The following is a 24,835-nucleotide window of genomic DNA, read 5'->3' on the forward strand; positions in this document are numbered from 1 at the left end:
ACTTTTGTGAATTAATAATCTCGCTTAAGACAGAAATGATTTTACCTTTTAAATCCGTCAGCCTTTCACACCGTACTGCGCCGCTCGCCATCCGCGAGATGTTAGCGTTGAACGAGGACGAGAGCAAAGGATTTTATGTGAAGTGCAAAGATCTTTTCGGGCTAAATGAATTATTAATTGTCTCTACCTGCAACCGCACGGAGTTCTATTACACGTCTGACCGCGACATCTCGACCGACTTAATCAAAGCCTTCTTAATCGAAAAAGGCTTAACGAACACCGCCGAATACCTAGGTTATTTCAAGCAAATGGACGAAACAGAGGATTCTCTGCGCCATTTATTCGAAGTAGCAACCGGCTTGCAGTCGAAAGTAGTGGGAGATTTACAGATCCCGAACCAAATCAAAAAAGCCTACCAACAAGCGGCCGATTTAAATATGGCTGGTCCGTATTTGCACCGTTTAATGCATACCATCTTCTATTCTAATAAGCGAGTAGCCCAAGAAACATCGTTCCGTGATGGAGCAGCCTCGGTTTCCTATGCGACCGTAGCCTTAGCGGAAGAACTTTCTCAAGCACTTCCTCACCCGAAAGTCTTAATCCTAGGATTAGGCGAAATCGGTTTAGATGTGTGCAAGAACATGGAGGAAAAGGATTTTGCGGAATTCACCATTATGAACCGCACGATCGAGAAAGCAGAGAAGATTGCCGCAGGAAAGGAACTTTTCAGGGTCGCTCCTATCGCTGACTTGTGGAAAGAAATCGCCGCAGCAGATATCATTATCTCGTCTGTTCGTACAGATAGTCCGATGATCACTCAGGCAGAGATTAAGAAATTGCAATTATTATCCTTTAAATACTTCATCGACCTTTCTGTGCCGCGTAGCATCGAAGATGGCATCGAGAAGATTAATGGGGTGCTTTTATACAACATTGACACCTTGAAAGAGCGTGCGGATGAGGCTTTGGCCACTCGCTTAGCCTCTATTCCGGATGTGCGTACCATCATCGAAGAGAGTATTGTTAGCTTTAATGATTGGTCCAAAGAGATGGAGGTTTCGCCTACCATCCACAAATTGAAAAATGCGTTGGAGCAAATCCGCAAGGAGGAGATGAACCGCCACATGAAAGGTTTGACGAAAGAAGAGACCGAAAAGCTGGAGAAAATTACGGCTGGTTTAGTCCAAAAAATCATCAAACAACCCATCATCCACTTAAAAGCCGCTTGCAAGCGTGGCGATTCGGATAAAATGGTGGACGTTCTGAACGATCTGTTCAACCTAGAAAGTTTCGAAGAAATCGATTCTTAAATCTGCCTTTATGAAAAGCGAGATTCTCCAAAAGCTGGCCCGCTATTGCGCCTACCAGGAAAGATGCGTCCAAGAACTGGAGCAGAAGATGAAGACTTTTGAGGTTTCTCCTGCTGATTATACTGAGTATTTAAACTGGCTTCGCGAAAACAACTACCTGAACGAAGCGCGTTTTGTCGAAATCTTCGTCCGCTCGAAGTTCAATCAAAAAAGCTGGGGTCGCACGAAAATCAACTATGAATTACGCAAGCGTGGCATCTCAGCTTCTCTTTTAGCCTCAGCTTGGGATGGCATCGATGATGCGGATTACATCGAAAAAGCCAGCGTACTATTAAAGAAAAAAAGGGACGAGATTAAAACGGGGACCTCGCCACAACGGTATCAGAAGTGTTATAACTTTGGCCTCTCTAAAGGATACGAATCCTCCCTCGTTCGCGAGCTATTGAAGCCTCTATTTGCATAAAAGTAATTTTTTCCTACCTTTGACATATGAATTCACACGCAATCAACTATACAACAGGGTATTATTACGCAGGTTATTACAACGCTGCCTAATCGGTTATATAGTTTTTTGTCAATTATATCAGCCGACTTTACGTCGGTTTTTTGTTTTATGAGCTTACACATCACAGCGGCGAGCCGCTTAAACAGCGTGGAGGAATACTATTTCTCCAAGAAATTAAAGCAGATCGCGGCTTTAAAGGAATCCGGCGTACCTATCATTAATCTAGGTATTGGATCTCCTGACTTAGCCCCGTCGTCTGAGACCATCGCGGCCTTGACAGAAAGCGCGGCGAATCCTGCCAACCACGCTTACCAAGGTTACCAAGGTATTCCCGCTTTGCGCGAAGCATTCGCGTCATTTTATGCGAAGCATTATGGCGTAACGGTTAATCCCGCTTCAGAAATTTTACCCTTGATTGGTTCCAAAGAAGGAATCATGCACATTGCCATGGCCTATTTAGAAAAAGGCGACGTGACTTTGATTCCTAATCCAGGCTACCCTACTTATTCGGCGGCTTGTTCATTAGCGGGTGCGACAGTTGAAAGCTATGAATTATCTGCCTCTACGGGTTGGTTACCTGATTTAAAGGCGTTAGAAAAGCGTGATCTTTCCAAAGTCAAAATCATGTGGGTCAACTACCCACACATGCCTACAGGAGCGCAAGCAACGGTGGAATTCTTCACCGAGTTGCGAGACTTTGCTATTCGCCATTCGATCTTATTAGTCAATGATAATCCCTATAGCTTCATCCTGAACGAAAAGCCAATGAGTATGCTGTCGATTCCGGGGATGCAGGATGTCGCGATCGAATTAAATTCCCTTTCGAAGTCCCACAATATGGCGGGCTGGAGAATTGGAGCGGCTTTTGGAAAAGCGGAGTTTCTAGCACCGGTCTTGAAGTTCAAATCCAACATGGATTCTGGAATGTTCTTACCTTTGCAACAGGCGGCAGTAAAAGCTCTTTCTGCGGATAGCGCGTGGTTTGAGAATCAAAATCGCATTTATCGTTCGCGCCAAAAACTCGTATTTGACTTATTAGATTTACTCGATTGCGTATATGATCCGGCACAGTCGGGGATGTTTGTTTGGGCCAAAATCCCAGCCACATTCGACTCTGGCTACGCACTTTCTGATAAAATATTAGACGAAAACGCGGTGTTCATTACGCCGGGCGGAATCTTCGGAACACAAGGCGACGGTTATATCCGCATCTCGCTTTGCGCACAAGAATCCGTTTTCTCACAAGCGATTGATCGCATCAAAAACCACAGCAATGGCATCTCCTAAAGTAGGCATCATCGGTATCGGATTAATTGGTGGATCCATCGCACTCGGTCTTCGAAAGAGTGGCTGGGCTTCCGAGATTGTCGGTATCGATACCAATCCCGAACACCAGAAAAAGGCCTTGTCGTTAAGACTCGTCGACCGCATCGCCACCTGGCAAGAGGCCATCGACCTAGTCGACGTCTTCGTATGCGCTATTCCTGTCGATTTATTAGTGGCTTTAATTCCATCGGTATTGGATGCGCTAAAACCTGGACAAGTGATCATCGAGGTAGGTTCTACTAAAACCCCGGTTTTCGAGGCTTTACAAAACCACCCGAAAAGAGCCCAATTCGTTTCCACTCACCCGATGGCCGGAACGGAATTCTCCGGTCCTGAGGCAGCCGTTCAAGGACTTTTTGTGGGTAAACGGGGTGTTATTTGCGACAAAGAACTCAGTGACCCTGCTGCCGTAGCTTTGATCGAAGATTTATACCGCACCGGCTTAGAGATGAACCTAATCTACATGGGATCCATCGAACACGACATGCACACGGCCTATATTTCGCACATCTCACACATCTGTTCCTTTGCTTTGGCAAATACCGTACTGGAGAAAGAAAAGAACGAAGCCCGCATTTTCGAACTAGCCTCCACCGGTTTCGAATCCACTGTGCGTCTGGCGAAATCTTCCCCAGAAACCTGGAGCCAAATTTTCCACCAGAACCAAGAGAACTTGCTGGACGTTTTGGACGAATACATCAACACCCTGTTGAAATACAAAGGCCTGATGCTTTCTGGCAGCTACGAAAAGCTGAAGGAAGAATTAGGAAAGGCGAATGATATCGGTCGAATCTTAAAAGGATAAAAAAAGACCCCCATTACTGAGAGTCTTTTATTCTTACCGTGAGCGAACACTCAGCGGCTTCCACGTATTATTCTTCGAATCCATATCCGGAAATGAATGATCTGGATCGATCACCACCGATTTAATTGGTAGCTTCGTTGAAGTGCGGAACGTCCAGCTAGAACCTCTCTGCCAAATCTCCACCGGGAATGTGAAGCGTTCTTTTTCTCCGCTCGTCAATTCCACTTCCACCACTGCTGGCATAGCCATCTTGTCTAAGTTTTCGATCGTAATCACAGCCCCTTTTGCAGGATCTTGCTCTACGTAATCTACATCTTTCACCGATTGATCTAGTTTCCAAAGTTCATAGAACCAAGCTCTCCAGAACCAACCTAAATCCTCACCAGCACCATCTTCCATTGCACGGAAGAAGTCCATTGGAGTCGGGTGTTTAAAAGCCCATTTGTTGATGTAATTTTTAAAAGCATAATCAAAACGATCAGCACCTAAAATATTTTCACGCAAGATACGTAAGCCAAAACCAGGTTTGTTGTAGGCCTCCCAGCCTAAATTACGCGTTTGGATCACATCAGGAATCGACATAATCGGATCTGCAGTTTCGCGGAACATCGATTTAGCAATCGCGTGCATATCAAATTTACGGTTTTTGTATTCGCCCTTATTGAAAGCATCCGTCGAATAGAAATTGATAAACGTATTGAAGCCCTCATCCATCCAAGCGAATTTACGCTCGTTAGATCCTACGATCATTGGGAACCAGTTATGGCCAAATTCGTGATCCGTCACACCCCATAATGATGCTGTTTTATCCTTGTAGCCACAGAAAATGATGCCCGGATATTCCATACCAGAAACGATACCAGCGACGTTCGTAGCTACCGGATACGAATACTCGTATAACCAGTTCGAATAATGCTCAATCGACGCTTTCACGTATTCTGATGAACGTGCCCAAGCCTCTTTGCCATCTGATTCTACCGGATAAACCGACACAGCCATTGATTTCTTGCCGCTAGGTAAATTGATACGGCATGCATCCAAGATGAATGATTTAGATGACGCAAATGCAACGTCACGCGCATTGTTGCACTTAAATTTCCAAGTCAAGCGATCTTTCGCCGGACGAGATGCTGGATCTGTAACCTCGGCTGCTGAACGAATCACAACCGTTGTTTCTGAGTTCGCAGCTGCAGCCCATTTCTTTACTTGGTCAGCCGTATATACTTCTGTCGGATTCAACAATTCACCTGAACCCACCACGATGTGTGATGCCGGTGCATTGATTGAATATTCGAAATTGCCGTATTCTAAATAGAACTCTCCTGCTCCTAAATAAGGCAATACATTCCATCCCTCGATGTCATCGTATACACAAACGCGGGGGAACCACTGCGCCACCGTGTAGATTGCGCCATTTTTAGTTTGTTGGATACCCATTCTGTCCGAAGCATTCTCCGGAGAAGTGAATGAATAAGCAATTTTGATTTTAGCTGTTCCTATTTTTTCTGCCAAAGGAGAAGCTAAGCGAATCTGCATCCGCGTATCTTCCACAATGAAATTAGCTGGCTTACCATCGATCGTTACACTCTCAATTTTGTAACCACCTTGGAAAGCTAAATTCCCAAAACGTCCACCCGAAATAGGTGTCGTCTTGCCTCCGCGCGACTGCGTGTTGAAACTATTTTGGTCTAATTGCAACCACAAAAACGGTAGCTTATCAGGGGAATTATTCTTGTAGGTAATTTCTACATCCCCTGTGATTTTATTCGCTACGTCGTCTAATGAAACGGCGATCTTGTAATCAGCCGAGTTCTGCCAGTAGCCTGGTCCAGGAACACCTGCCGCTGAGCGTGCAGGAGAAACAGGTCCATAATTCCAAAGCGGATGAAACAATTCGTACGCGGAATACTTACTTTGGGCTAACGCAGCAGTTGATAATAACAACGCTAGACCCAGGAATACGTGTTTTTTAAACATAATACTTCTTATTTGTGATCAAAAATAGTCAAAACTTCTTCATCCATCAAACGCTTTGATAAACCCAAAGCCTTAGGCACCTCGTAGTGGTAGAAGAATTTCATCGTGTGAATCTTATCCTTGTAGAAAGCTTCGTCTTCCGCGCTTAAGCCACCTTTGGCTAAGGCAGCCGCTGCCACATGACCTTGCTTTAACCATTGCCAAGCCACGGTAATCAAGCCGAACAACTCCATGTACAAAGTCGAATCCGCTAAGAATACTTCGATTTCGCCTTTCATCGCGAAACCTAATTTATGCATCGTCACTTTAGTCAAATTCTCCAGTTCTTTCTCTAACATCTCCGCATATTTGCTTAGGTTTTCGTGACCTTTTGCCACGGCAATGTCTGCGTAAACTAACTTTCCTAAGGTCTGCAAAGCCGCTCCATTGTTCACTGGAATACCACGACCTAATAAAGTCAAGCCGTGAATACCGGTTGTTCCTTCATAGATCGACATAATCCGCACGTCGCGGGCCATTTGCTCTAAAGGGAAATCTTCGGTGTATCCGTAGCCTCCTAATACTTGCAATCCTTGGTTAACCGCCTGCGTTCCCATCTCTGCTGGATAAGTTTTCGCTACGGTAGTCATCAAGTCTAGCATCATTTGAGCTTCTTTCTTCTCTTCCCCATCTAAGCTTTTCGCTAAATCATCCCACATGAAGCATTGGAACAATAAGCCCATGGAGCCTTCGACAATCGCTTTTTGGAAATACAACATACGCTGTACATCCGGGTGGTTTTTAATTAAGGTAGGTGGCGTGTTCGGGTCTTTGTTGGTTAATAAACGACCCTGAGCGCGCTCTTCTGCATATTGCTTCGAAGCATGGTACGCAGCGGAAGCAATGTAAGCTCCACCCATTCCCACACCTAGACGAGCTTCGTTCATCATTTGGAACATATAAGACAATCCTCTATTCGGCTCACCTACTAGGTAACCGATCGAGTTTCCTTTGTCCCCAAAAGAGAGGTGAAGTGCCGGTGTGGCTTTTTGGCCCATCTTATGATAGACACCTAATGAGATCACTTCGTTATTCACTAATGTTCCGTTTTCGATACGCTTCTTAGGCACTACGAAAAGAGAAATCCCTTTCGTACCTGCTGGAGCGCCCTCTAAACGAGCTAAAACCAAGTGAATGATATTTTCTGAGAAGTGATTGTCCCCTCCAGAAATGAATATTTTTTGTCCCTTAATAGCATACGTTCCGTCCCCTAAATCTTTAGCAGACGTAGACGCATCGTTCAAGGAACTTCCCGCTTGTGGCTCTGTCAAGCACATCGTACCTGCCCACTTGCCAGAAAGCATGTTAGGGACGTAGGTGTCCGCTAATTCTTTAGAACCAAAAGAGGCGATTAAGTGAGCTGCCCCATGGGATAATCCAGTAAACATCACCGCTGAATTATGAGCAGCACCGCGAATGAATTCGTGTGCTCCACCGATCATGGAAGGAACTTGCTGACCACCGTGTTCTAAATCAAAGGTACAACCGATCATTCCAGACTCCCCCATCTCCTTCATGTACGGCTCAATTCCGGGGTGAACGTGCACAACGCCATCGACTAATTCAGCCGCTTTGCGATCTGAATCTACATAGATGGGGCGTAAATATTTTTCGGCAATGGCATCAGCAGAATCTAATACCATATCAAACATATCGGGTGTATAATCCGCGTAACGAGGATATTTACACAGGGAAGCAGTATCAAAAACCTCTTTTAAAATAAAGTCTAGGTTGCGACGGTCGTATTCTTTTGCCATGGTTATAACGTTTAGGTTGTAACAAATTTGCAGAGAAAAAAACTATTATGCAAGCATACTATATTTATAATGGAGGCAAGGAATATCCGAGGTTATATTTGATGAAAGCGGCGTCTTTGCAATTCCAAAGTGGGATGTCTTTATAGCGCACATTATTGAAGTCTACGTAAAACAAAAGTTTCTGATACGCCTCCGTAGGGATACCATTAAAACGATCCACTGTTAATCGTTTCTGCGTTAAACCTCCTACCATAAAATAACCTAAAACCTCTTGGGTTGGGTTGCTCGTGCATTTCAAGTTCCCAATAATTTGTGCTGGCACCTTATCAAAAATTCCTCCACTTAACTTGCGTTGATCTTCCAAACGCTTCCAATACGTATGCGCTTCTTTCGAGATGGAATACACATCTAATTGCACTACCCAATCATTGAAATCTTCGTAAGGCAGCTGACCTAAATCCAAAGACAAATTCTTCCCACTCAGCAGAAAATCATCCAACAGATAGGGTTGAGTGTTCTGCGGCGCTTGCCAACATTTGCAATTACACGCTGGCACGGGTGCTGGTGGTGGGGGTGGCTGCGGACAGGTTAATAAAAATTGGCGGAAGTCTTGGCGCTTCACGAAATAATAATCCTCCGTCGCCTTGGGATCCTTGATGCTTGCCGTCAGTGGGAAGCGCATATCTTCTACCTTATTCGCGTCCTTAAAGGAATACGAAAATTCAGCCAGTTCTGGGGAGGCATTGATGGTTTGGAAATTCGATTCGATTGTTTTTCCATCCAGCAGTTTAATGCGCAGTTTATACTTTTGACCCACCACTCCCTTAAATCCAGTTGGACTTAAATAATAACCTTTACTCTTCTCGTAATAAGCCGTTTCCTTTCCATTACCATCCACTAGGCGCACATTGGCATCCGTGATGGGCTGGCCAGAAAATTGGGTCGCATCATAAGGTGAATAAGCGCTCACATAATTCAAGCGCACGTTATAGGGGCCATCTACGTTTGAAATTTCGCCGTAAACCACGATGGCTGAACTAACGTTTTGGGTTTTAAAATCCTCGATCTCTGTCTCGCAAGAACTCAAAAGAAACAAGGCACAGAAAAATAGCAGTAAGTGTCTCATTAGAATTTGAAGTTATAAGTGATAGATGGAATCGCGGCGCCTAAAACCGACAATTGGAAAGTTTTAGCTTGGTTGATTTCGCCGGTCGAAGAACGGAAATAGACGGAGTAGGCGTTTTGGCGACCTAATAAATTATAGATTGAGAAGTTCCAGCTGCCTTGCCAACGCTTGCCTGGTTTTGGATCAATTGTTATCCCCACATCTAAGCGGATATAATCGGGAATGCGTTCCGCGTTTCTCAAAGTGAACGAAGCAGTGGAATAACCGTCGAGCAATTCTTTGATTTCTTTCGAGGTTAAATAGGTGTACTTCGTTCCGTTATAGGTATAAGAGGTTTGGTCCAAACCAGGACGCGGGAATATCCCCGTCGCCACGGCATAATCATACAGATCATTAAACGAATAGATCTTGTAGCGACCATTCGGGTACGTGATAGGTCGACCCGTCGTATACGTAAAGTTCGCATTGAAAGAGATGCGGTTTGTCCAGCGATTATTCAACACAAATTTAAAGGTGTGCGGCGTATCAAAGTTCGCCGGAAATTGAATCCCAAAGTTCGCTTCTTTCTGATTCTCATTCGCCTGTATCGTTCTAAACGTCCGTGCATAGGTGTACGAAATCCAACCCGTCAATCGCTTACCGCGCGACTTTTTCAAGAAGAACTCTCCACCATACGCTAAACCCTTACCCACTAATAATTGCGTCTCCACCGTCGGGTTTAAGTACAATTGTGCTCCATCCACATAATCCACCACATTGTTTAAGTTCTTGTAATAGAATTCTGCGGAGGTTTCGAAAACGGCGTTCGAAGCATTCGTGAAGTTCTTGAAGAAACCGATGGAATATTGATCTGCGATTTGGGGTGGAATTTGTTGATTCGAATTCTTCCAAATATCAGAGGGCGAAACGGCCATCGTATTCGATAATAAGTGGCGGAATTGCTGCATGCGGTTGAAACCAATTTTGATCGAGAAACTCGTATCTAACTTGATAGCTAAAGACAAGCGTGGTTCGAATCCACCGTAAGTTGCGACCACCTCATTGGAGGAAGCTCTCAAGGTATCCGTAATGGTGTTGATTTCGCGTGGAGTGCCTAATTTATATTGGTAGAAATCACCTGGACCTAACAATTGATAGGACGCATAGCGAAGACCATAATCCAAACTCAACTTTTTGCCTAGCGGCAAACTGTGACCTAAATAGGCAGCCATCTCCCGCGTATGCTCGGTAGACATAGCGAATTTATCTACCTTAGAAGAGGACGAGTTAGGCAAGAAACTGCCCGCATCATTCGTAAAGGCAGATAGCTCTGCACCAGCATCTAGTCGACCATATTTACCTAAGTCCTTACTCAATTCTTCTTTGATAGAAGTTTGGATGATAGATGGTTTCCAAACGAATTCCAAACCACTTTTTTGGCCCTCAATTCCATAGGTATAATCACTATAGAAAGCCGTAAAATTATGAGACAAATCACCCTTCAATAAGGCATTGTGTTTAAAGCTTAGTGCCTTCGTATTCCACGAATACAAGGTGTCTTGCGCAAATTTGAATCCATCGTTACTCGCATAACCGGACAAGGAAATGCGCTGGTTCTTTCCAAAACGATGCGTCAACTTAAAGTTCACATCATAGAAATCCGCCTTACTTTTCGCCAGACTCGGATTAGGGAAATACTTCATATAAAAGTCTGAAACAGAACCGCGGGCTCCCACGATCAAGGAGGTTTTTCCTTTCACTAAAGGGCCGTCCACCAAAATACGAGAGGAGATAGGTCCCACACCACCCTGCATTGACCACTTCTCGAAATCGCCTTCTTTTACGCGTACATCTAAAACGGATGATGCGCGACCGCCGTACATGGAGGGAATACCACCTTTGTACAAGCTCAAATCCTGGACCATATCGGCATTAAAACCGGTGAAGAATCCGAATAAATGGGAGGTGTTAAATAAGGGGACACCGTCTAATAAGACCAAATTTTGATCCACATTACCACCACGGACATTGAAGCCTGAGGCACCTTCACCCACCGTAGAAACGCCCGGGAGTAATAAAATACTGCGAATCACATCGGCCTCACCCATCAAAGTAGGTAATTTTTTCAAGGTTTTGAAAGACATCTTTTCCACCCCCATCATTGCACGATTCACGTTCGCATCCGCCTTTTCAGCAGTGATCACCACCTCGCCTAATAATTGCTCGGAGCGTTCTAATTCGATGGTGGTTTGGGTATTTTTAGAAAGGTCTAGACGGAAAGTTTTGAACTTATAGCCTAGGCTTCTGGCAATGACTTGATAGGATCTAGCTGCAATGGTCACCGTAAATTCGCCTAATGAATCCGTAGTTCCCCCTGCAGAAGAACCAGAGAAAAAGACCGAAGCACCGGCAATTGGCGCTTTGTTCTCTACATCGACAATTTTTCCGCTAAATATGACATAACCTTTGCGTTGTGCAAAAGTCATTGGGCCACAGAGTAGCAATAATAGGATTACCCTTAGGCTTAGTTTCATTTTGTTTTATTTCGTAAAATCAGCAGACCTTTTGCCTGCTTCCATTGAGGATCAAATCCTCCTTGTGGGAATTTAGCCACTGCGTGGGAACCCAACGCCACATCTAAATCACCGTCTCCATCTAGATCCGCCACGTCCATCACAGACCAGCGACCCAAATGTTGAATCGGCAAAGTCATTGGAACAAACGTCCCTTTTTTATTCTCAAAATACATCGCCCCCTCGCCCGGTCTAGCCGCTACATCCGGGAACAAGGCAATCGATATCAAGTCCGCATCCCCATCGCCGTCGAAATCGCCGGGCATTACTTTGGTGGCGCCGTTTTGAGAGAAGAAAGCTTTCTGCTTAAAATTAAAACCACCGGTGTTCTCAAACACATACATCCCGTGATAAGGCTTTAAAACCGTCGTAAAATCGGCATTATCCCCTGCCGTATAAATGAGATCCAAATCCTTATCTCCATCGATGTCCACGACATCGAACGAAGAGGATCCATAGATAGAGGGGAAACGAAGTAGTTGTTTTTCTTTGAACTTCAAGCCTCCCAGATTCTCGTAGAGTAAGATACGCTCATCACCTTGCGCGAATTGCGCCAAAATATCGAGACGACCATCCCCCGTAAAATCACGAACAATCGTCTTCGTCGCCCCGGTTTGCGGATTCAATACCTGTTTTTTGTACGTGCCTTTATCCAGCTTCCAAACACTCATCCCACCCACCTTAAATCCGAATTCAGACGTGATCAATTCATCGCCAGCCTCACCATCCAAGTTAGCAGAAACCAAGCCAATCGGGCGATTCAATCCTTGCAATAATTTCTTACCGGTCGAAGCTTGACTTACGAATCCATTCACGTCTGGATTCGCCTGTGTCGTGGTACCTATAAACGTATACAAGGTCTCGGAGCCTAACAAGGTAATATCCGTTAAGGCATCTTGATCTTTCTTGGTCTCGAGTAATTTACCCGCAGCGTCCCATTTCCATATCACGCGATTCGACTGATCTCCCGCCGTGATTTGATGACGACGTGCATCGATTCTGACGGCTGTCATATTAGGAAGAGTTGTTCCAGGTAAGGTGGCTACGATGGGTTCTGCTTCGAATAGGGTCTGCGTAGGCAAAGGAATATAAGCCGGCATTTCCAAGGTCTTGGGCGCCTCCTCTAAATAATAGGCTTTGATCTTTTCCCAATCCTCATCTGGAATCATTTGGGAACCTGGACCTAAAATCGTGTAATCCGAAAGCGGTTTCTCTAACATCCCAATCTCTTTGTCCACGCCCATCATGATGCCCATATAGGGTAAAGTGCTGTATTGCCATACATTTTTAGGCAAACTCGCGGGATCTGGAAGTAGATGGCAAGAGGCGCAATAGGTTTTGGCCAGCTCTTTTCCCTCCGCTGCTTTGTTTGAGCAGCTGGGCAAGCCATAGGCCAGTACCGAGAAGAGGGCGATTGCCAGCAGTTTACGCATCTTATAATTTCTTAAACACCTGAAGTTTATCGTTATTACGAGCCACTAGGTACAAAATTCCTGCGGTAGTCTTCACCTGCTTTATGTCGCGAATGTCGCCTTCGAGCATCAATCCTGTGTCTGTTGGGATAAGCGGTTTGAATCCGCCTTTGCCATTTCCTTTTAGAATCAGGCCAAAGAACGCATCATAACGAGCCTGGTACATCGAAGCTCCATTAAAGTTACCCCCTACGATCACGTCGAGGTTTCCATCTTTGTCCACATCTTCCGTCCGCATAACCATGATCTTAGACACCTGGGCTAATGGAGGAAGTGGTACCATTTTGAACGTCTTGTTGCCTTGGTTTTCCAAATACACAGATTCAAACGTATTCACGCGCTTTTCCTCCGCCCCATCTAATTCTTTATCGCCAAAAATCTCTTCCACCGTCTTACCCGCGAACATATGGTACGCCGTGTATTTCTTATTAATGATACTAGGAATCTGTTTCCCCATTTCATCCTTACTGTTAATTGGGAACCAATCATTTCCGCGGTTATACGCAATGATGTGCTCCTTCGTATCATTCTTATCAATGTCCTTAATCAGCATCCGCAATTGGCCATCTAGTTCCTTGCGCAACTTCGTATTCGTTCCCAGATTTCCTACGATGAAGTCTAGATCGCCATCTTTGTCAAAATCCGCTGCTGTAATACCCGACCAGAATCCCGTTTTCTCTTCCAGGCCGTTCTCTATTAATTTGAATTTACCCTTGTTGTTTTCAAAGGTCTTAATCGGCATCCAATCGCCCACCACAGTTAAATCTTGATCTCCATCCTTATCTATATCAGCCCAAATCGCTTCTGTCAACATACCTGCTTCCCGCAATTCTGGAGCTAAGGCCTCGGTCTTGTCAGCAAAGTGTCCCTTGCCGTCATTCACTAATAAATACGAACGCGGAGAAGCACCATACGAATAACCTACGACACGGCCACCTACGAATAAATCCATATCTCCATCGCGGTCGATATCGCAAGGACGAACCACTGATTTATTATCATACATCGGAGGCAAGGCATTCATCGCGCGGGTGAAATTCCCTTTGCCATCGTTCGTGTATAATCGATCGAATTGCTCCGGCATTTTGTCAAAGAATTCATTCCCACCTGTTACCACGTATAAATCCAAATCTTTATCGCCATCCGCATCAAAGAATAACGCATCCACATCTTCATACAAGGAATCTGCTTTAAATACCGGCTGATTAGATACCACAAAGCCGGCACCTTTCTGAAGCAATAATTGACCTGCCTGGTATTTCGCACCACTCAGGTACACGTCTTCCAAACCATCGCCATTCACATCACCCACCGCGATTTTGGGTCCCTCGATCGATACCTTGAATGGAATTAATAGCTCGCGGTTGAAATCGAAATAGACATTCTCCTGGTGCTGATACGGAACATTTATTCCTTCTGTCACTTCTGCAAAAAGAGGCTTCACCGGCGCAGAGAACACGTAATCCTTCACGTTTACGTTCGCATTCTTTTGCTCTATCGTTAAGGTCGTATTGATCTTCGGATTCTTAACGATCTGCATTTTTTCATTCTCCCAAATCACGAGCATCTCATCCACCTGCTGCAAATCACCAATACCAAATAACAACGTAGGCTCTACTGAACTCATAAACCCACGCGTAGGCATCATCTGCTGCAATTGCTGACCGTCTTTCGTTTTCAAGATGACCTTCGCCCCTACACCAAACGTATTTCCGCCATCTCCTTTGAATTTAACCTTCACGAAATTATGCTTCAATAATTGGCGGCTGTTGTTTTGGTAGACACTCGCCTTTTCATTCAAGTTGTTTGTTACTAAATCCAAATCGCCATCATTGTCTAAATCCGCATACGTCGATCCGTTCGAAACGCCTTTGTCCTCAAAGCCCCATTTCAAAGATTTATCTACGAAGCGTAAATCCTTCGCGCCTTTGAAAATGTAATTATGTACACGACCATCCGGCATCAAATCAATCGCTTCTTGATCCAACTTCTCGGACGTAGGTAAGCCATAATGTAACGAATCGCCGATGACGAATTTCAAATAATCCAAGTCATTCGGGCGGCGTAAAATACCGTTTGAGATGAAGATATCTTTAATGCCATCGCCATCGTAATCGTTCATCAACGTCGACCAGCTCCAGTCTGTCGCGGCCACTCCGGAAGAGGCAGCGATGTCAGAGAATTTTTGGCCTCCCATATTTAACTGAAGACAGTTACGGCTATATTGATTGAAATAACCGAACTGCAATTTGTACATGTAGATGTCCAAAGGATCCTCTCCAACAGACGATTTCTCCACTTTCTCGTCATCCGGATACATATCCAAGGTCATCACATCTTGAAAGCCATCGTTATTAATATCCGCCACATCTGAACCCATCGAGAAGCGACTCAAGTGCTTGAAGTGATCGCGAATACCTTCTTTGTAAGTACCGTCCTTTTGATTGATATAGTAATAATCATCCTCGTGGAAGTCATTACTCACGTAGATATCTAACCAACCATCGTTGTTAATATCTGCCACAGAGATTCCTAGACCATAACCCATCGCCGCCTGATAGATGCCAGATTCTTTCGAGACATCCACAAATTTGCCTCCATCATTTCGGTATAAATAATCCCCAGCCTCGTTATCTTTCAGTGAACGCGTATTTACGCGATCATACGAACGCGTATTATGCACGGCGTGATTCAATAAGTAGCAATCTAAATCGCCATCTTTATCATAATCAAAAAAGGCGGCTTGTGTTGAAAATCCCGTAAAGTCTAAACCGAATTCATTCGATTTCTCTGTAAACGTATTGTCACCGTTGTTGATGTATAACTCGTTCGAACCTTCTAAACCTTTGTAATTTCCTACCGCGCAAATGTAGATGTCCAAGAAGCCATCTGCGTTTACGTCGGCCATCGTCACCCCTGTTTTCCAGTCAGAGAATCCTTCGATTCCTGCCTTCACTGAGATGTCTTCAAATTGCATATCTCCCTTGTTCAGGTATAATTTGTTTTTTCCTTGATTGGACACGAAAAACAAATCCACTAATCCGTCATTATTAATATCCCCGGCAGAAACGCCACCACCATTGTAGAAATAGAGATAATCTAGGATATTGAAATCCTTCGTTTCGGTGATATTATTTGAAAAATCGATGTGCGTTTTTTCTGCATCTAATTTTTCAAATAGCACTACATCATCACCTGAATTACAGGCAAAAAGAAGAATAGAAAGAAAAAGAATAGAAAAATAATTGGTACGCATTGTTTTAAAATTTAAATACTTGGGCTTTGTCATCATTTTTGGCCAATACTACATACGTCGACTTTCCTCCTTTTACGAGCGCCATATTACGTACTTGACCGAGGGTTTTAAATCCTGTTTGCTTGGATAATTTCACAGCGAACTTCCCTTTTCCTTGTCCTTCTAATAGAAGTCCATAATTCGCATCAAATCGCCCCCATTCTGGAAGTGAATCAAAGAAATTACCGGCTAATAAAATATCTAGGTTTCCATCCTTATTAAAATCTGCCGTTTGAATTCCTCTAATAGGAGAGAATTGAGCCTGGTAAGGAAGTGCTTGCAAGCTGAAATTGCCTTTCCCATCGTTGATCATAAAGGACGATTGCGTTGTCGTGATTTGGCGAACAGTACCCCCCTCACGTTGCTCATCACTGAACAATTCATCCACCGTCTTATTAGCGTAATCCTTGTACTTGATGAACTTTTTCTTGATCATAGGAAGCGCACGCTGCATCTCTCCTTTCAAGACCATCGGATAGGTATTTCCATCCTCTGTTACGCAAGAGATGATTTGTTCTACTACACCATTCTTATCAAAGTCTCCTACATGCAGGAAAGCAGGTTTTTCCGCAGATGCTTTAATCTTAGAATTTAGGCCAAAGTTCCCCAGAACGAAATCCATATCACCATCGCCATCAATGTCTGCCGGCTTGATACAAGACCATAATCCTTCCGAACCAGCTACTGGTTCTTGCTTGGTTAATTTTCTACCTCTTTCATTCTTAAACACAACTACCGGACCCCAATCTTGAGTCAACAAAAGATCTACATAGCCATCGCCATCCATATCAGACCATTCTGAATCCGTCACCATTCCTAAGTCTGTCACTTGTGGCATATAGCGCTTCGACTGGTTCTTAAATCCACCTGTTCCATCGTTAATGAACAGATTACTTTGGGCGCTTTGGCCATACTTCGCATTGACCATGCGTGTTCCCACAAATAAATCGATGTCACCATCCTTATCGTAATCCGCCGCCGAAACGCTCGACCCGTTTTCGTAAATCATCGGGAATCTAATATCACGCTTCAAGTTTCCTTTGCCGTCATTCAAATACAATAAGTCGTGTAATTCCGGTGCATTCTCCGCGAACTCATTACTTCCCGTCACAACAAATAAATCCAAGTCACCATCTTTATCCGCATCAAAGAAGATGGCATCCGTGTTCTCTGTAGTTTGATCTAAGCTGAAATCAGCTTGTGGAGAATTGACGAATTTACCTCCAGCTTTTTGGATAAATAATTGCTTGATTTGACCAGCGGCTCCACCTAGGTAAATATCCTCCAAACCATCTCCGTTCACATCACCCACCGCTAAAGCTGGTCCTTGCGTAGAATACTTTTGCTTCAATAACACATCGCGATCGTAGTCATTGAACATACTTTCCACGTGTAGATAATCTAATAAACCAGACGTCACATCCGCAAAAATCGGTGTTTGTTTCGCCTCAAAGAAATGGAAGATCTCTTTCGCATTCTCCTGCTTAAGGGTAATGATCTGATCCGATTTCACCGTTTTGATCGTTTCGATCTTATCGTTCGTCCATAAAACCTGTACCGAATCAATCGATCCATTTGTCCCTAAGCCAAAGACCATTTGGTGGTCACTCGACGATTGAAAACCACGGTTCGGCATTTGTTGCAATACTTTGAATCCACCTTTCTGGTACACCGTTACGCGCGCTCCGATACCGTTTAGGTTGCGATCCGCTCCTTTCAAGTGTACAGTCAAATAATGGTTCTTTAACTTCTCATTCGTCTTGTTCTTGTAAACAGATAATGGCGCGTTCACATTATTCACGACTAAGTCTAAATCGCCATCATTGTCTAAGTCACCATAGGCAGAACCGTTCGAGAATCCTGGACCTTCTAATCCCCATGATTTTACCTGGTTCGAGAATTTTAAATCACCCTCGTTTTTATAGGCGTAATTCGGAATAGGCACCGAGGAAATTTTGTCTGTAAACTCTTTGTAGTCAAATTTCTTCCCGTCCAGCATTTGCTGCATCGTGTTGCGATCCCCTAAAAAATCTACGAAATCTTGGTCGGTTAAGTCTTTGGCAATCCCATTCGCCACGAAAATATCTTTCTTCCCATCATTGTCCATATCAAAAATCAAGGCGCCCCAGCTCCAATCCGTCGCGTGCACACCGGCTAATTGACCCACTTCTGAGAAAGTCCCATCGCCATTATTTAGCTGCAAGTTATTGCGCATGTATTGATTCCAAAACCCACGTTTCTTCTTCAACTCCACTAAGTTATAGCCCTCAAAAACCGACGTCGTTTTTAACCGGCGATCATCACCCGGCAACATATCCGTCACGAAGATATCCATATAGCCATCGTCGTTTAAATCCGCCATGTCTGCGCCCATCGAGCTCAACGAAATATGCGGCATCTCATTCTCTAAATCCTCCTTAAACGTGCCGTTCTTTTGGTTGATATACAAATAATCACGCTCATAAAAGTCATTTGAAATATAAATATCAGGCCAGTTGTCATTATTGACATCGCCTATCGTAATTCCTAAACCAAAACCAATTAAACTTCCATAAATACCTGCCGTCTCCGACACATCGGTAAAATGAAGTTCCTTTCCATCCTTGCTATCATTTCTAAACAACTTGTCACCCCCTAATTTATCTCGCTCCTCCCGCAAATTCGTATACCCTAATTTATCAATCGGGGTAAAACTATTGTTCAACAAATACATATCTAAATCGCCATCACGATCGTAATCGAAGAAAGCTGCGTGCGTCGAAAATCCTCCGTCTTCAAGCCCAGCTTCTTTAGCTTGATCTTTATACGTAGGCACACCACCCTTGATTCCTTGATTAATGTATAATTGATTCCCACGCTGATCACGTGAACCTGAATTACACACATAAATGTCCATTAGACCATCTCCATTCACATCTGCAAACGTGACACCCGTGGACCAAAACTTCTTCCCCACAATCCCTGACTTCACCGTAATATCCTCAAACTTCATCGCCCCCTTGTTCAAATACAATTTGTTGTCTTCGAAATTAGAAGTCACAAAAAGATCCGATAAACCATCGTTATTCACGTCTCCTATCGCCACGCCTCCACCATTATAAAAATTGCGGTAATTAAAGATATTGAACTCTTTTTTCTCCAAACTACGGTTCACAAAATCGATACCGGTTTGTTCTGCAGGTAACTCTTCAAAAAGAGTGTCCTCCTTTTGAGAACAAGAGAAAAAACAAAGAGAAATTAGGAAGAATAAGGAATAATTTTTCATTCTTAATGATCGAATTTTTGCGCTACAAAAATACAAAATACGAGGGGTATATAAAACCCCTATAAAACAAAAAGGCAGAACCAAATGGTCCTGCCTTTCTATTAAAATCCTAGATATTAATATCCTGGGTTTTGAGTCAATAATGGGTTAGCATCACGACGAGGTTGTGGAATTGGGAACAATTCACGAGTCTTGTCAGTAACTGTCATAAACTTGCGAGCTGTAGAGAACTTGTTGAAACGAATTAAGTCGTTACGTCTCCATCCTTCCCATGCTAATTCACGACCACGCTCAGCTAAGATATCAGCTTCAGTGATAGTCGTTAAAGCAGCAACACCAGAACGTGTACGAATAGTGTTAACATCAGCTAAAGCTTCAGCCGTTTTTCCTAAACGGAAAGCAGCTTCAGCACGCATTAAGATAACGTCAGCTAAACGTAAGAATACGTAGTCATTTGATTGATCACCGTTCGGGTTGTTCTTTTGGATCTCATATTTCTGAGAACGGATACCAGCTACTTGGTAAACTGCATCTGCATCAGTCATTTGATCTTTATCCCAATCCGCAACGAATGCTAAATCAGCTCCTTTTGCATCTTTCAACTTAGCTCCAGAAGCAGCATATTGCTGTCCTTTGATCCACATAGCACCACGTAAGTCATTTGACTCAAATGAGTTGTAGAAATCAGCTAAAGTACAGAAACCGTTCCAAGGAGAGTTACCTAAACCATACGTTTGTTGGTTAGCATAGTGTAACGTTCTCATTTGGAAGTTCATACCACCCGCTTTGAATGAATCAAAAGGGATCGCGAAGATATTCTCGTTAGAACCTTGGTTTTGAACAATAAAGTTAGACAACGTAGAAGAAGCTAATGACCAGTTGTTCGAAGATTTAATTACTTGATCAGCTGTATCATATGCTTTTTGCCATTGTGTAGTACCGCTATACACACCTGCGTTCAAGTATACTTTCGCTAACAATGCTTTAGCAGCATCTTGAGTCATACGAGAGTAAGCTTTACCTGCAGGTAAGTTAGGAATAGCAGAAGTCAATTCTGAAACGATGAATGCATAAACCTCAGCACGCGTCTTAGTCGCAGCAGAAGATTTGTTATCTGTTACGATAGGTACATTACCGAATGCATCCACAGCCATGAAGTAATAGATTGCACGTACTGCACGTAACTCATCTACCGCTTTTTGGTTAGAAGCAACTACTGGGATCAATTGGTTCACCTGAGAGATGTTACCAAAGATGAATCCCCACATTCCGTTGATAGGACCGTGTTGTGGAGTCCATGTGTGACGAGAATACGCCAACCAATCACCACCATCATACCAGTCACCACCACGTGTAGGAACGATCAACTCATCCGAAGATGCCTCACTTGGATTGAACCAATCCCATGTGATACCACGAAGACCACCATAAGCAGGTCCTAATGCCGCAGCAATTTGAGCATCAGTTTTCAAGAATTGATCTGCTGGGATCGAATCGTAAACTGGCTCAGTTAAATCTGTACAAGACGATAGGGCTAACGAAGCGAAAACACCTACTGAAAGTACTTTATAGATATATTTTTTCATTTTTTTAATTATTTTATTAATTAAGTTATATAACTAATAGTGTGGCTATTATGTTTAGAAAGACAAGTTAATACCCGCAGTAAATGCACGAGTTTTATAATATGTCTCACGAACATCGATACCTGGAGCAGCTGAACCAATAGCTAGGTTTTGGCTAACTTCTGGATCAACACCAGTGTAATTAGTGAACAACAATAAGTTGTTACCAGCTACATAAATACGAGCTCTTTTGAATACGCCTTTAACTGGTAAAGTATAGCCTAAAGAAGCGTTGTTTAAACGGATGTGATCTCCTGATTCTACGTAGTAGTCCATAGGGATTGTACGCTCATCATTGATGATAGAAGTTGCAGCAGATTTCAATGCGTTAGATTCAGCTAAACGACCATCTTGACGACCTAACAATAAGTTGTTCGTGTTAACAATCTTAGCACCAGCATTTCCTGTGAATTGGAATTGTAAATCGAATGCTTTGTAACGTACGTTAGTAGTTAAACCACCTACGAAAGTAGGATTAGGATTTCCTAAGTAAGTACGATCTTTTGCGTTAGGATCTACAGTACCATCACCGTTAAGGTCTTGGAATACATATTTACCGTTTTCGATTTTAGCAATCTTAGCTCCGTAGAATACACCTACTGGTTGACCAGCTTGTAATACAGAGAAGTTTACTGCAGAAGTACCACGGATGTAGCTACCTAAAGAAGTTGACAAGAATACTTGGTCAGCAGCAGCGAACTCATCATTTTTCAATGAGATCAATTCGTTTTGGTTGAATGAACCAGCGAATGTAGAGCTAATAGACCAATCTTGCGTATCTAACCATTGGTAAGTAGCCGAAACTTCAATACCACGGTTTTGCATCGAACCAATGTTCGCTAAGATCGTTGGATATACATATCCTTTTTCTTGTGGAGCGTTAACTGTGTATAATAAATCATTCGTTTGACGAGTATACCAGTCTAATGATCCAGTTAATTTACCTTTCAAGATAGAGAAGTCAATACCAGCACCGTAGTTTTCGTTAACCTCCCACTTCAAGTTAGGGTTCGGGTTAGATTGGATAGCGTATGCAGGCAAGAAGTCATCAGCTGAACCATCATAGTATGAACCTGATGGACCGTAGAATGATTTAGATAACAATGGACGAATACCTTCCGAGTTACCCGTTCTACCCCAAGAAACACGAAGCTTCAAGTTGTCGATTGTTGTATTTCCTTTTAAGAATGCCTCTTCAGATAATGACCAACCCACTGAAACGGATGGGAATAAACCCCACTTGTTGTTATCACCGAATTTAGTCGAACCATCACGACGCATGTTAACAGTAGCGAAATACTTGTTCATTAACGAGTATTGTGCACGAGCTAAGAAAGAAACCAATTTGTATTCGTTTTTGTAAGAATACAATAAAGAAGGATTCGTACGAATACCTAAACCAGAACCAATGTTATCAGCACCAAACGCATCTGTTAAGAAATTGTTGTTAGAAGCACCGAAACCGTCGTTAACTACATCTTGGTAAGTATAACCTCCTAATAAAGTCAAAGTAGACACATCAGATAATTTCTTAGTCCAGTTCAAAGTAGCTTCTAATTGCTTATCCGTTACTGAGTTCAATGAACGAGAAGCAGAGTTACCACCTACAGTAGACAATAAGTTACCTGGAGTAGTTGAAGCGAAATAAGAGTTGTTCGCGTTTTGAGTACGTAATGTACCTGAAACGTTAAATACTAAACCATCTAAGATAGTATAAGCAGCAGAAGCGTTGAATAAGAAATCTTGTAAACGTTGTGTGTTAGATTTCTTCTCTAAAGCCGCTAATGGGTTAAAGTTCGCGAATGTACCTGGTAATTGGAAGTAGTTTCCGTTAGCAGCATACACTGGATCAGTTGGACGCATGTTCATAGCAAAACCTACTGCACGGTTATCCGAGAATGTACCGTTAGTTTGCATTGCTGACATGTTGAATTTCATCATCAATTTACCGTCTAATGCTTTTGCATCTAAGTTCAAACGACCTGTTAAACGATCTTTACCTGAACCGATCAACGTACCAGTTTGGTCTAAATAACCTACTGAAGCACGGTATGATAAGTTTTCAGAACCGCCAGAAACACCTACGTTGTGGTTTTGAGAAACCGCAGTACGTGTAATTACGTCTAACCAATCAGTGTTAGCACCATTATCGTCAAATGATTGCTTGTATTTCGCAGCAGCAGCGCGGAATTCAGCAGCATTTAATAACTCAGGACGTTGAGAGATAGACTCAGCACCTACATAAGCTGAATAATCAACTGTAGGAGCACCTGACTTACCACGTTTTGTGTTGATCAAGATAACACCGTTCGCACCACGAGAACCGTAGATAGCTGCAGAAGATGCATCACGTAACACGTCCATAGATAAGATATCTTCTGGAGCAACGTTCTCAATAGGAGCACCAATCACACCGTCAATTACGTATAATGGCTCAGAACCTGCGTTCAATGAACCTGTACCACGTAAACGGACAGTTGGACGAGCGTTAGGATCACCTGAAGACTGAGTAATTACTAAACCAGCTACTTTACCTTGAGCAGCAGCTAATGGGTTAGTTACCACACCCGCATTGAAATCACGAGATCCTAAACTTGTTACAGTTCCTGAAATCTCTTTTCTCTTTTGAGTACCGTAACCTACTACCACAACTTCTTCTAAAGATTGATTGTCAGCAGCTAAAGAAACGTTAACTACAGAACCTGTAGCTTTCACTTCTTTTTTTGTATAACCTACAAAAGAGAATACCAAAGTGCTACCACTTCCTGCATTTACTTTGTAAGTACCGTTAATGTCAGTTTGAGCACCTTTAGTAGTACCTTTTACTGTAACAGAAACACCAGGAATAGCTGAACCGTCTTTTGAGTCAGTTACTTTCCCTGAAACCACATCTTGGGCGAAAGCACCCAAGGAAATTACTAGTGCTACAGCAACACTAAAAGCTTGCTTGAAGCCTAGGTTACTAACACCTGATCGCACAAGGCGACCCACTCTTTTGTAAGAATGAATCATAAGTGAAAAATTAAGGGTTAAAAATGATTAATGATTCTTGTCGGCTTTGTTCTTATTCCTATTATATATTGAAGACTGAGATTCTGCTGGCCAAAGCCTTTCGAAATGCCCATGTAATCGTTTACACAGTATGACTAATTTCAAAACCGACACAAAAAAAGTAAGAATAAATTGAATAAAAAAATGAAAATAGATAATGAAACAGTGACTTCAGTATCACAAATTGTACTTAATCTAGATTTTGTTGAAAGCTAGCACAGTGTAGGACAGGATCTGAAAATAATCTAATTGTTAGCTAATTATAAACAGAGCCCCTATTTGAAAGGCAATTTTAGGCCAAAACCTCCAAAACAGCTCGCATTCGATTGTATTTTTTCAATAGAAAAATTTATGAAAAAAAAATCACTTTTTTTTCGGTAATCTAATGCCAAAAATAATTTAGGATAAAATTAGAATAGTACAATTAAAACAGTGCTACACTGTTGCTATTCCATCAAGGAACCGGATCATGGCCACTACCACCCCAGGGATGGCAGCTCGAAATTCGCAGGAGAGTTAACCGCAATCCCTCCCATAAACCGTGCTTTTGAAGTGCCTCTTTTGCATAGGTGGAGCAAGTGGGCGTGTAGCGACAAGAATTAGGTAAAAAAGGGGAAATCATCCCCTGGTAGATACGTATCAAAAACAGAAAAATGAAAACAAAAATCCGTTGAATCATCGAGTTTGAAATAAAGCCAATTCTGATTAAATTGCTCTAAAATTAATCAAA

The 24,835-nt window shown here is 43.0% G+C and carries 14 protein-coding genes; 4 read left to right on the forward strand and 10 right to left on the reverse strand.

The annotated features are described in order from the left end of the window. Positions 1–35 precede the first annotated feature (35 nt). The 4 genes from hemA (at position 36) to SKC37_RS10470 (ending at position 3,946) form a co-directional block, all read left to right on the forward strand. Complete coding sequence (hemA, locus tag SKC37_RS10455) at positions 36–1,310, forward strand: glutamyl-tRNA reductase (RefSeq protein WP_377981421.1); 1,275 nt, start codon at positions 36–38, stop codon at positions 1,308–1,310. A 10-nt stretch (positions 1,311–1,320) separates the two neighbouring features. Further along, positions 1,321–1,773, forward strand: a complete 453-nt coding sequence (locus SKC37_RS10460) for a regulatory protein RecX (RefSeq protein WP_377981422.1) — start codon at positions 1,321–1,323, stop codon at positions 1,771–1,773. A 150-nt stretch (positions 1,774–1,923) separates the two neighbouring features. Next, on the forward strand, positions 1,924–3,102 hold the full coding sequence (locus SKC37_RS10465) for a pyridoxal phosphate-dependent aminotransferase (RefSeq protein WP_377981423.1): 1,179 nt from the start codon (positions 1,924–1,926) through the stop codon (positions 3,100–3,102). Then, the gene (locus SKC37_RS10470; RefSeq protein WP_377981424.1) at positions 3,089–3,946 is read left to right on the forward strand and encodes a prephenate dehydrogenase; all 858 of its coding nucleotides are present in this window, start codon (positions 3,089–3,091) and stop codon (positions 3,944–3,946) included. The genes SKC37_RS10465 and SKC37_RS10470 overlap by 14 nt, the downstream gene beginning before the upstream one ends. 33 nt (positions 3,947–3,979) lie before the next feature. On the opposite strand, the gene SKC37_RS10475 is transcribed toward SKC37_RS10470, so the two are convergent. From SKC37_RS10475 to yidD, 10 genes are all read right to left on the reverse strand, one after another. Further along, positions 3,980–5,923 (reverse strand): M1 family metallopeptidase, encoded by a 1,944-nt coding sequence (locus SKC37_RS10475; RefSeq protein ID WP_377981425.1) that lies wholly within the window; start codon positions 5,921–5,923, stop codon positions 3,980–3,982. 8 nt (positions 5,924–5,931) lie between these two features. Continuing rightward, positions 5,932–7,719, reverse strand: a complete 1,788-nt coding sequence (locus tag SKC37_RS10480; protein WP_377981426.1) for an acyl-CoA dehydrogenase — start codon at positions 7,717–7,719, stop codon at positions 5,932–5,934. Positions 7,720–7,783: 64 nt separating this feature from the next. Continuing rightward, positions 7,784–8,845: a DUF4249 domain-containing protein gene (locus SKC37_RS10485; RefSeq protein WP_377981427.1), complete on the reverse strand. Its 1,062-nt coding sequence runs from the start codon at positions 8,843–8,845 to the stop codon at positions 7,784–7,786. Then, positions 8,845–11,358: a TonB-dependent receptor gene (locus tag SKC37_RS10490; RefSeq protein WP_377981428.1), complete on the reverse strand. Its 2,514-nt coding sequence runs from the start codon at positions 11,356–11,358 to the stop codon at positions 8,845–8,847. Before SKC37_RS10490 ends, SKC37_RS10485 begins: the two co-directional genes overlap by 1 nt. Next, positions 11,355–12,830, reverse strand: coding sequence for an FG-GAP repeat domain-containing protein (locus tag SKC37_RS10495; protein WP_377981429.1), 1,476 nt, complete (start codon positions 12,828–12,830; stop codon positions 11,355–11,357). The genes SKC37_RS10490 and SKC37_RS10495 overlap by 4 nt, the downstream gene beginning before the upstream one ends. A 1-nt stretch (position 12,831) precedes the next feature. Beyond that, positions 12,832–16,125 (reverse strand): VCBS repeat-containing protein, encoded by a 3,294-nt coding sequence (locus tag SKC37_RS10500; protein ID WP_377981430.1) that lies wholly within the window; start codon positions 16,123–16,125, stop codon positions 12,832–12,834. A gap of 4 nt (positions 16,126–16,129) precedes the next feature. Beyond that, entirely contained in the window at positions 16,130–19,429 is a 3,300-nt protein-coding gene (locus tag SKC37_RS10505; protein ID WP_377981431.1) for a VCBS repeat-containing protein, read from the reverse strand. Between the two features lie 116 nt (positions 19,430–19,545). Beyond that, complete coding sequence (locus tag SKC37_RS10510; protein WP_377981432.1) at positions 19,546–21,015, reverse strand: RagB/SusD family nutrient uptake outer membrane protein; 1,470 nt, start codon at positions 21,013–21,015, stop codon at positions 19,546–19,548. Between the two features lie 54 nt (positions 21,016–21,069). After that, positions 21,070–24,066, reverse strand: coding sequence for a SusC/RagA family TonB-linked outer membrane protein (locus SKC37_RS10515; protein WP_377981433.1), 2,997 nt, complete (start codon positions 24,064–24,066; stop codon positions 21,070–21,072). A gap of 493 nt (positions 24,067–24,559) precedes the next feature. Continuing rightward, entirely contained in the window at positions 24,560–24,784 is a 225-nt protein-coding gene (gene yidD / locus SKC37_RS10520; RefSeq protein ID WP_377981434.1) for a membrane protein insertion efficiency factor YidD, read from the reverse strand. Positions 24,785–24,835 lie beyond the last annotated feature (51 nt).

It is taken from the genome of Aquirufa esocilacus (genome assembly GCF_042715595.1).
Classification (GTDB): domain Bacteria; phylum Bacteroidota; class Bacteroidia; order Cytophagales; family Spirosomataceae; genus Aquirufa; species Aquirufa esocilacus.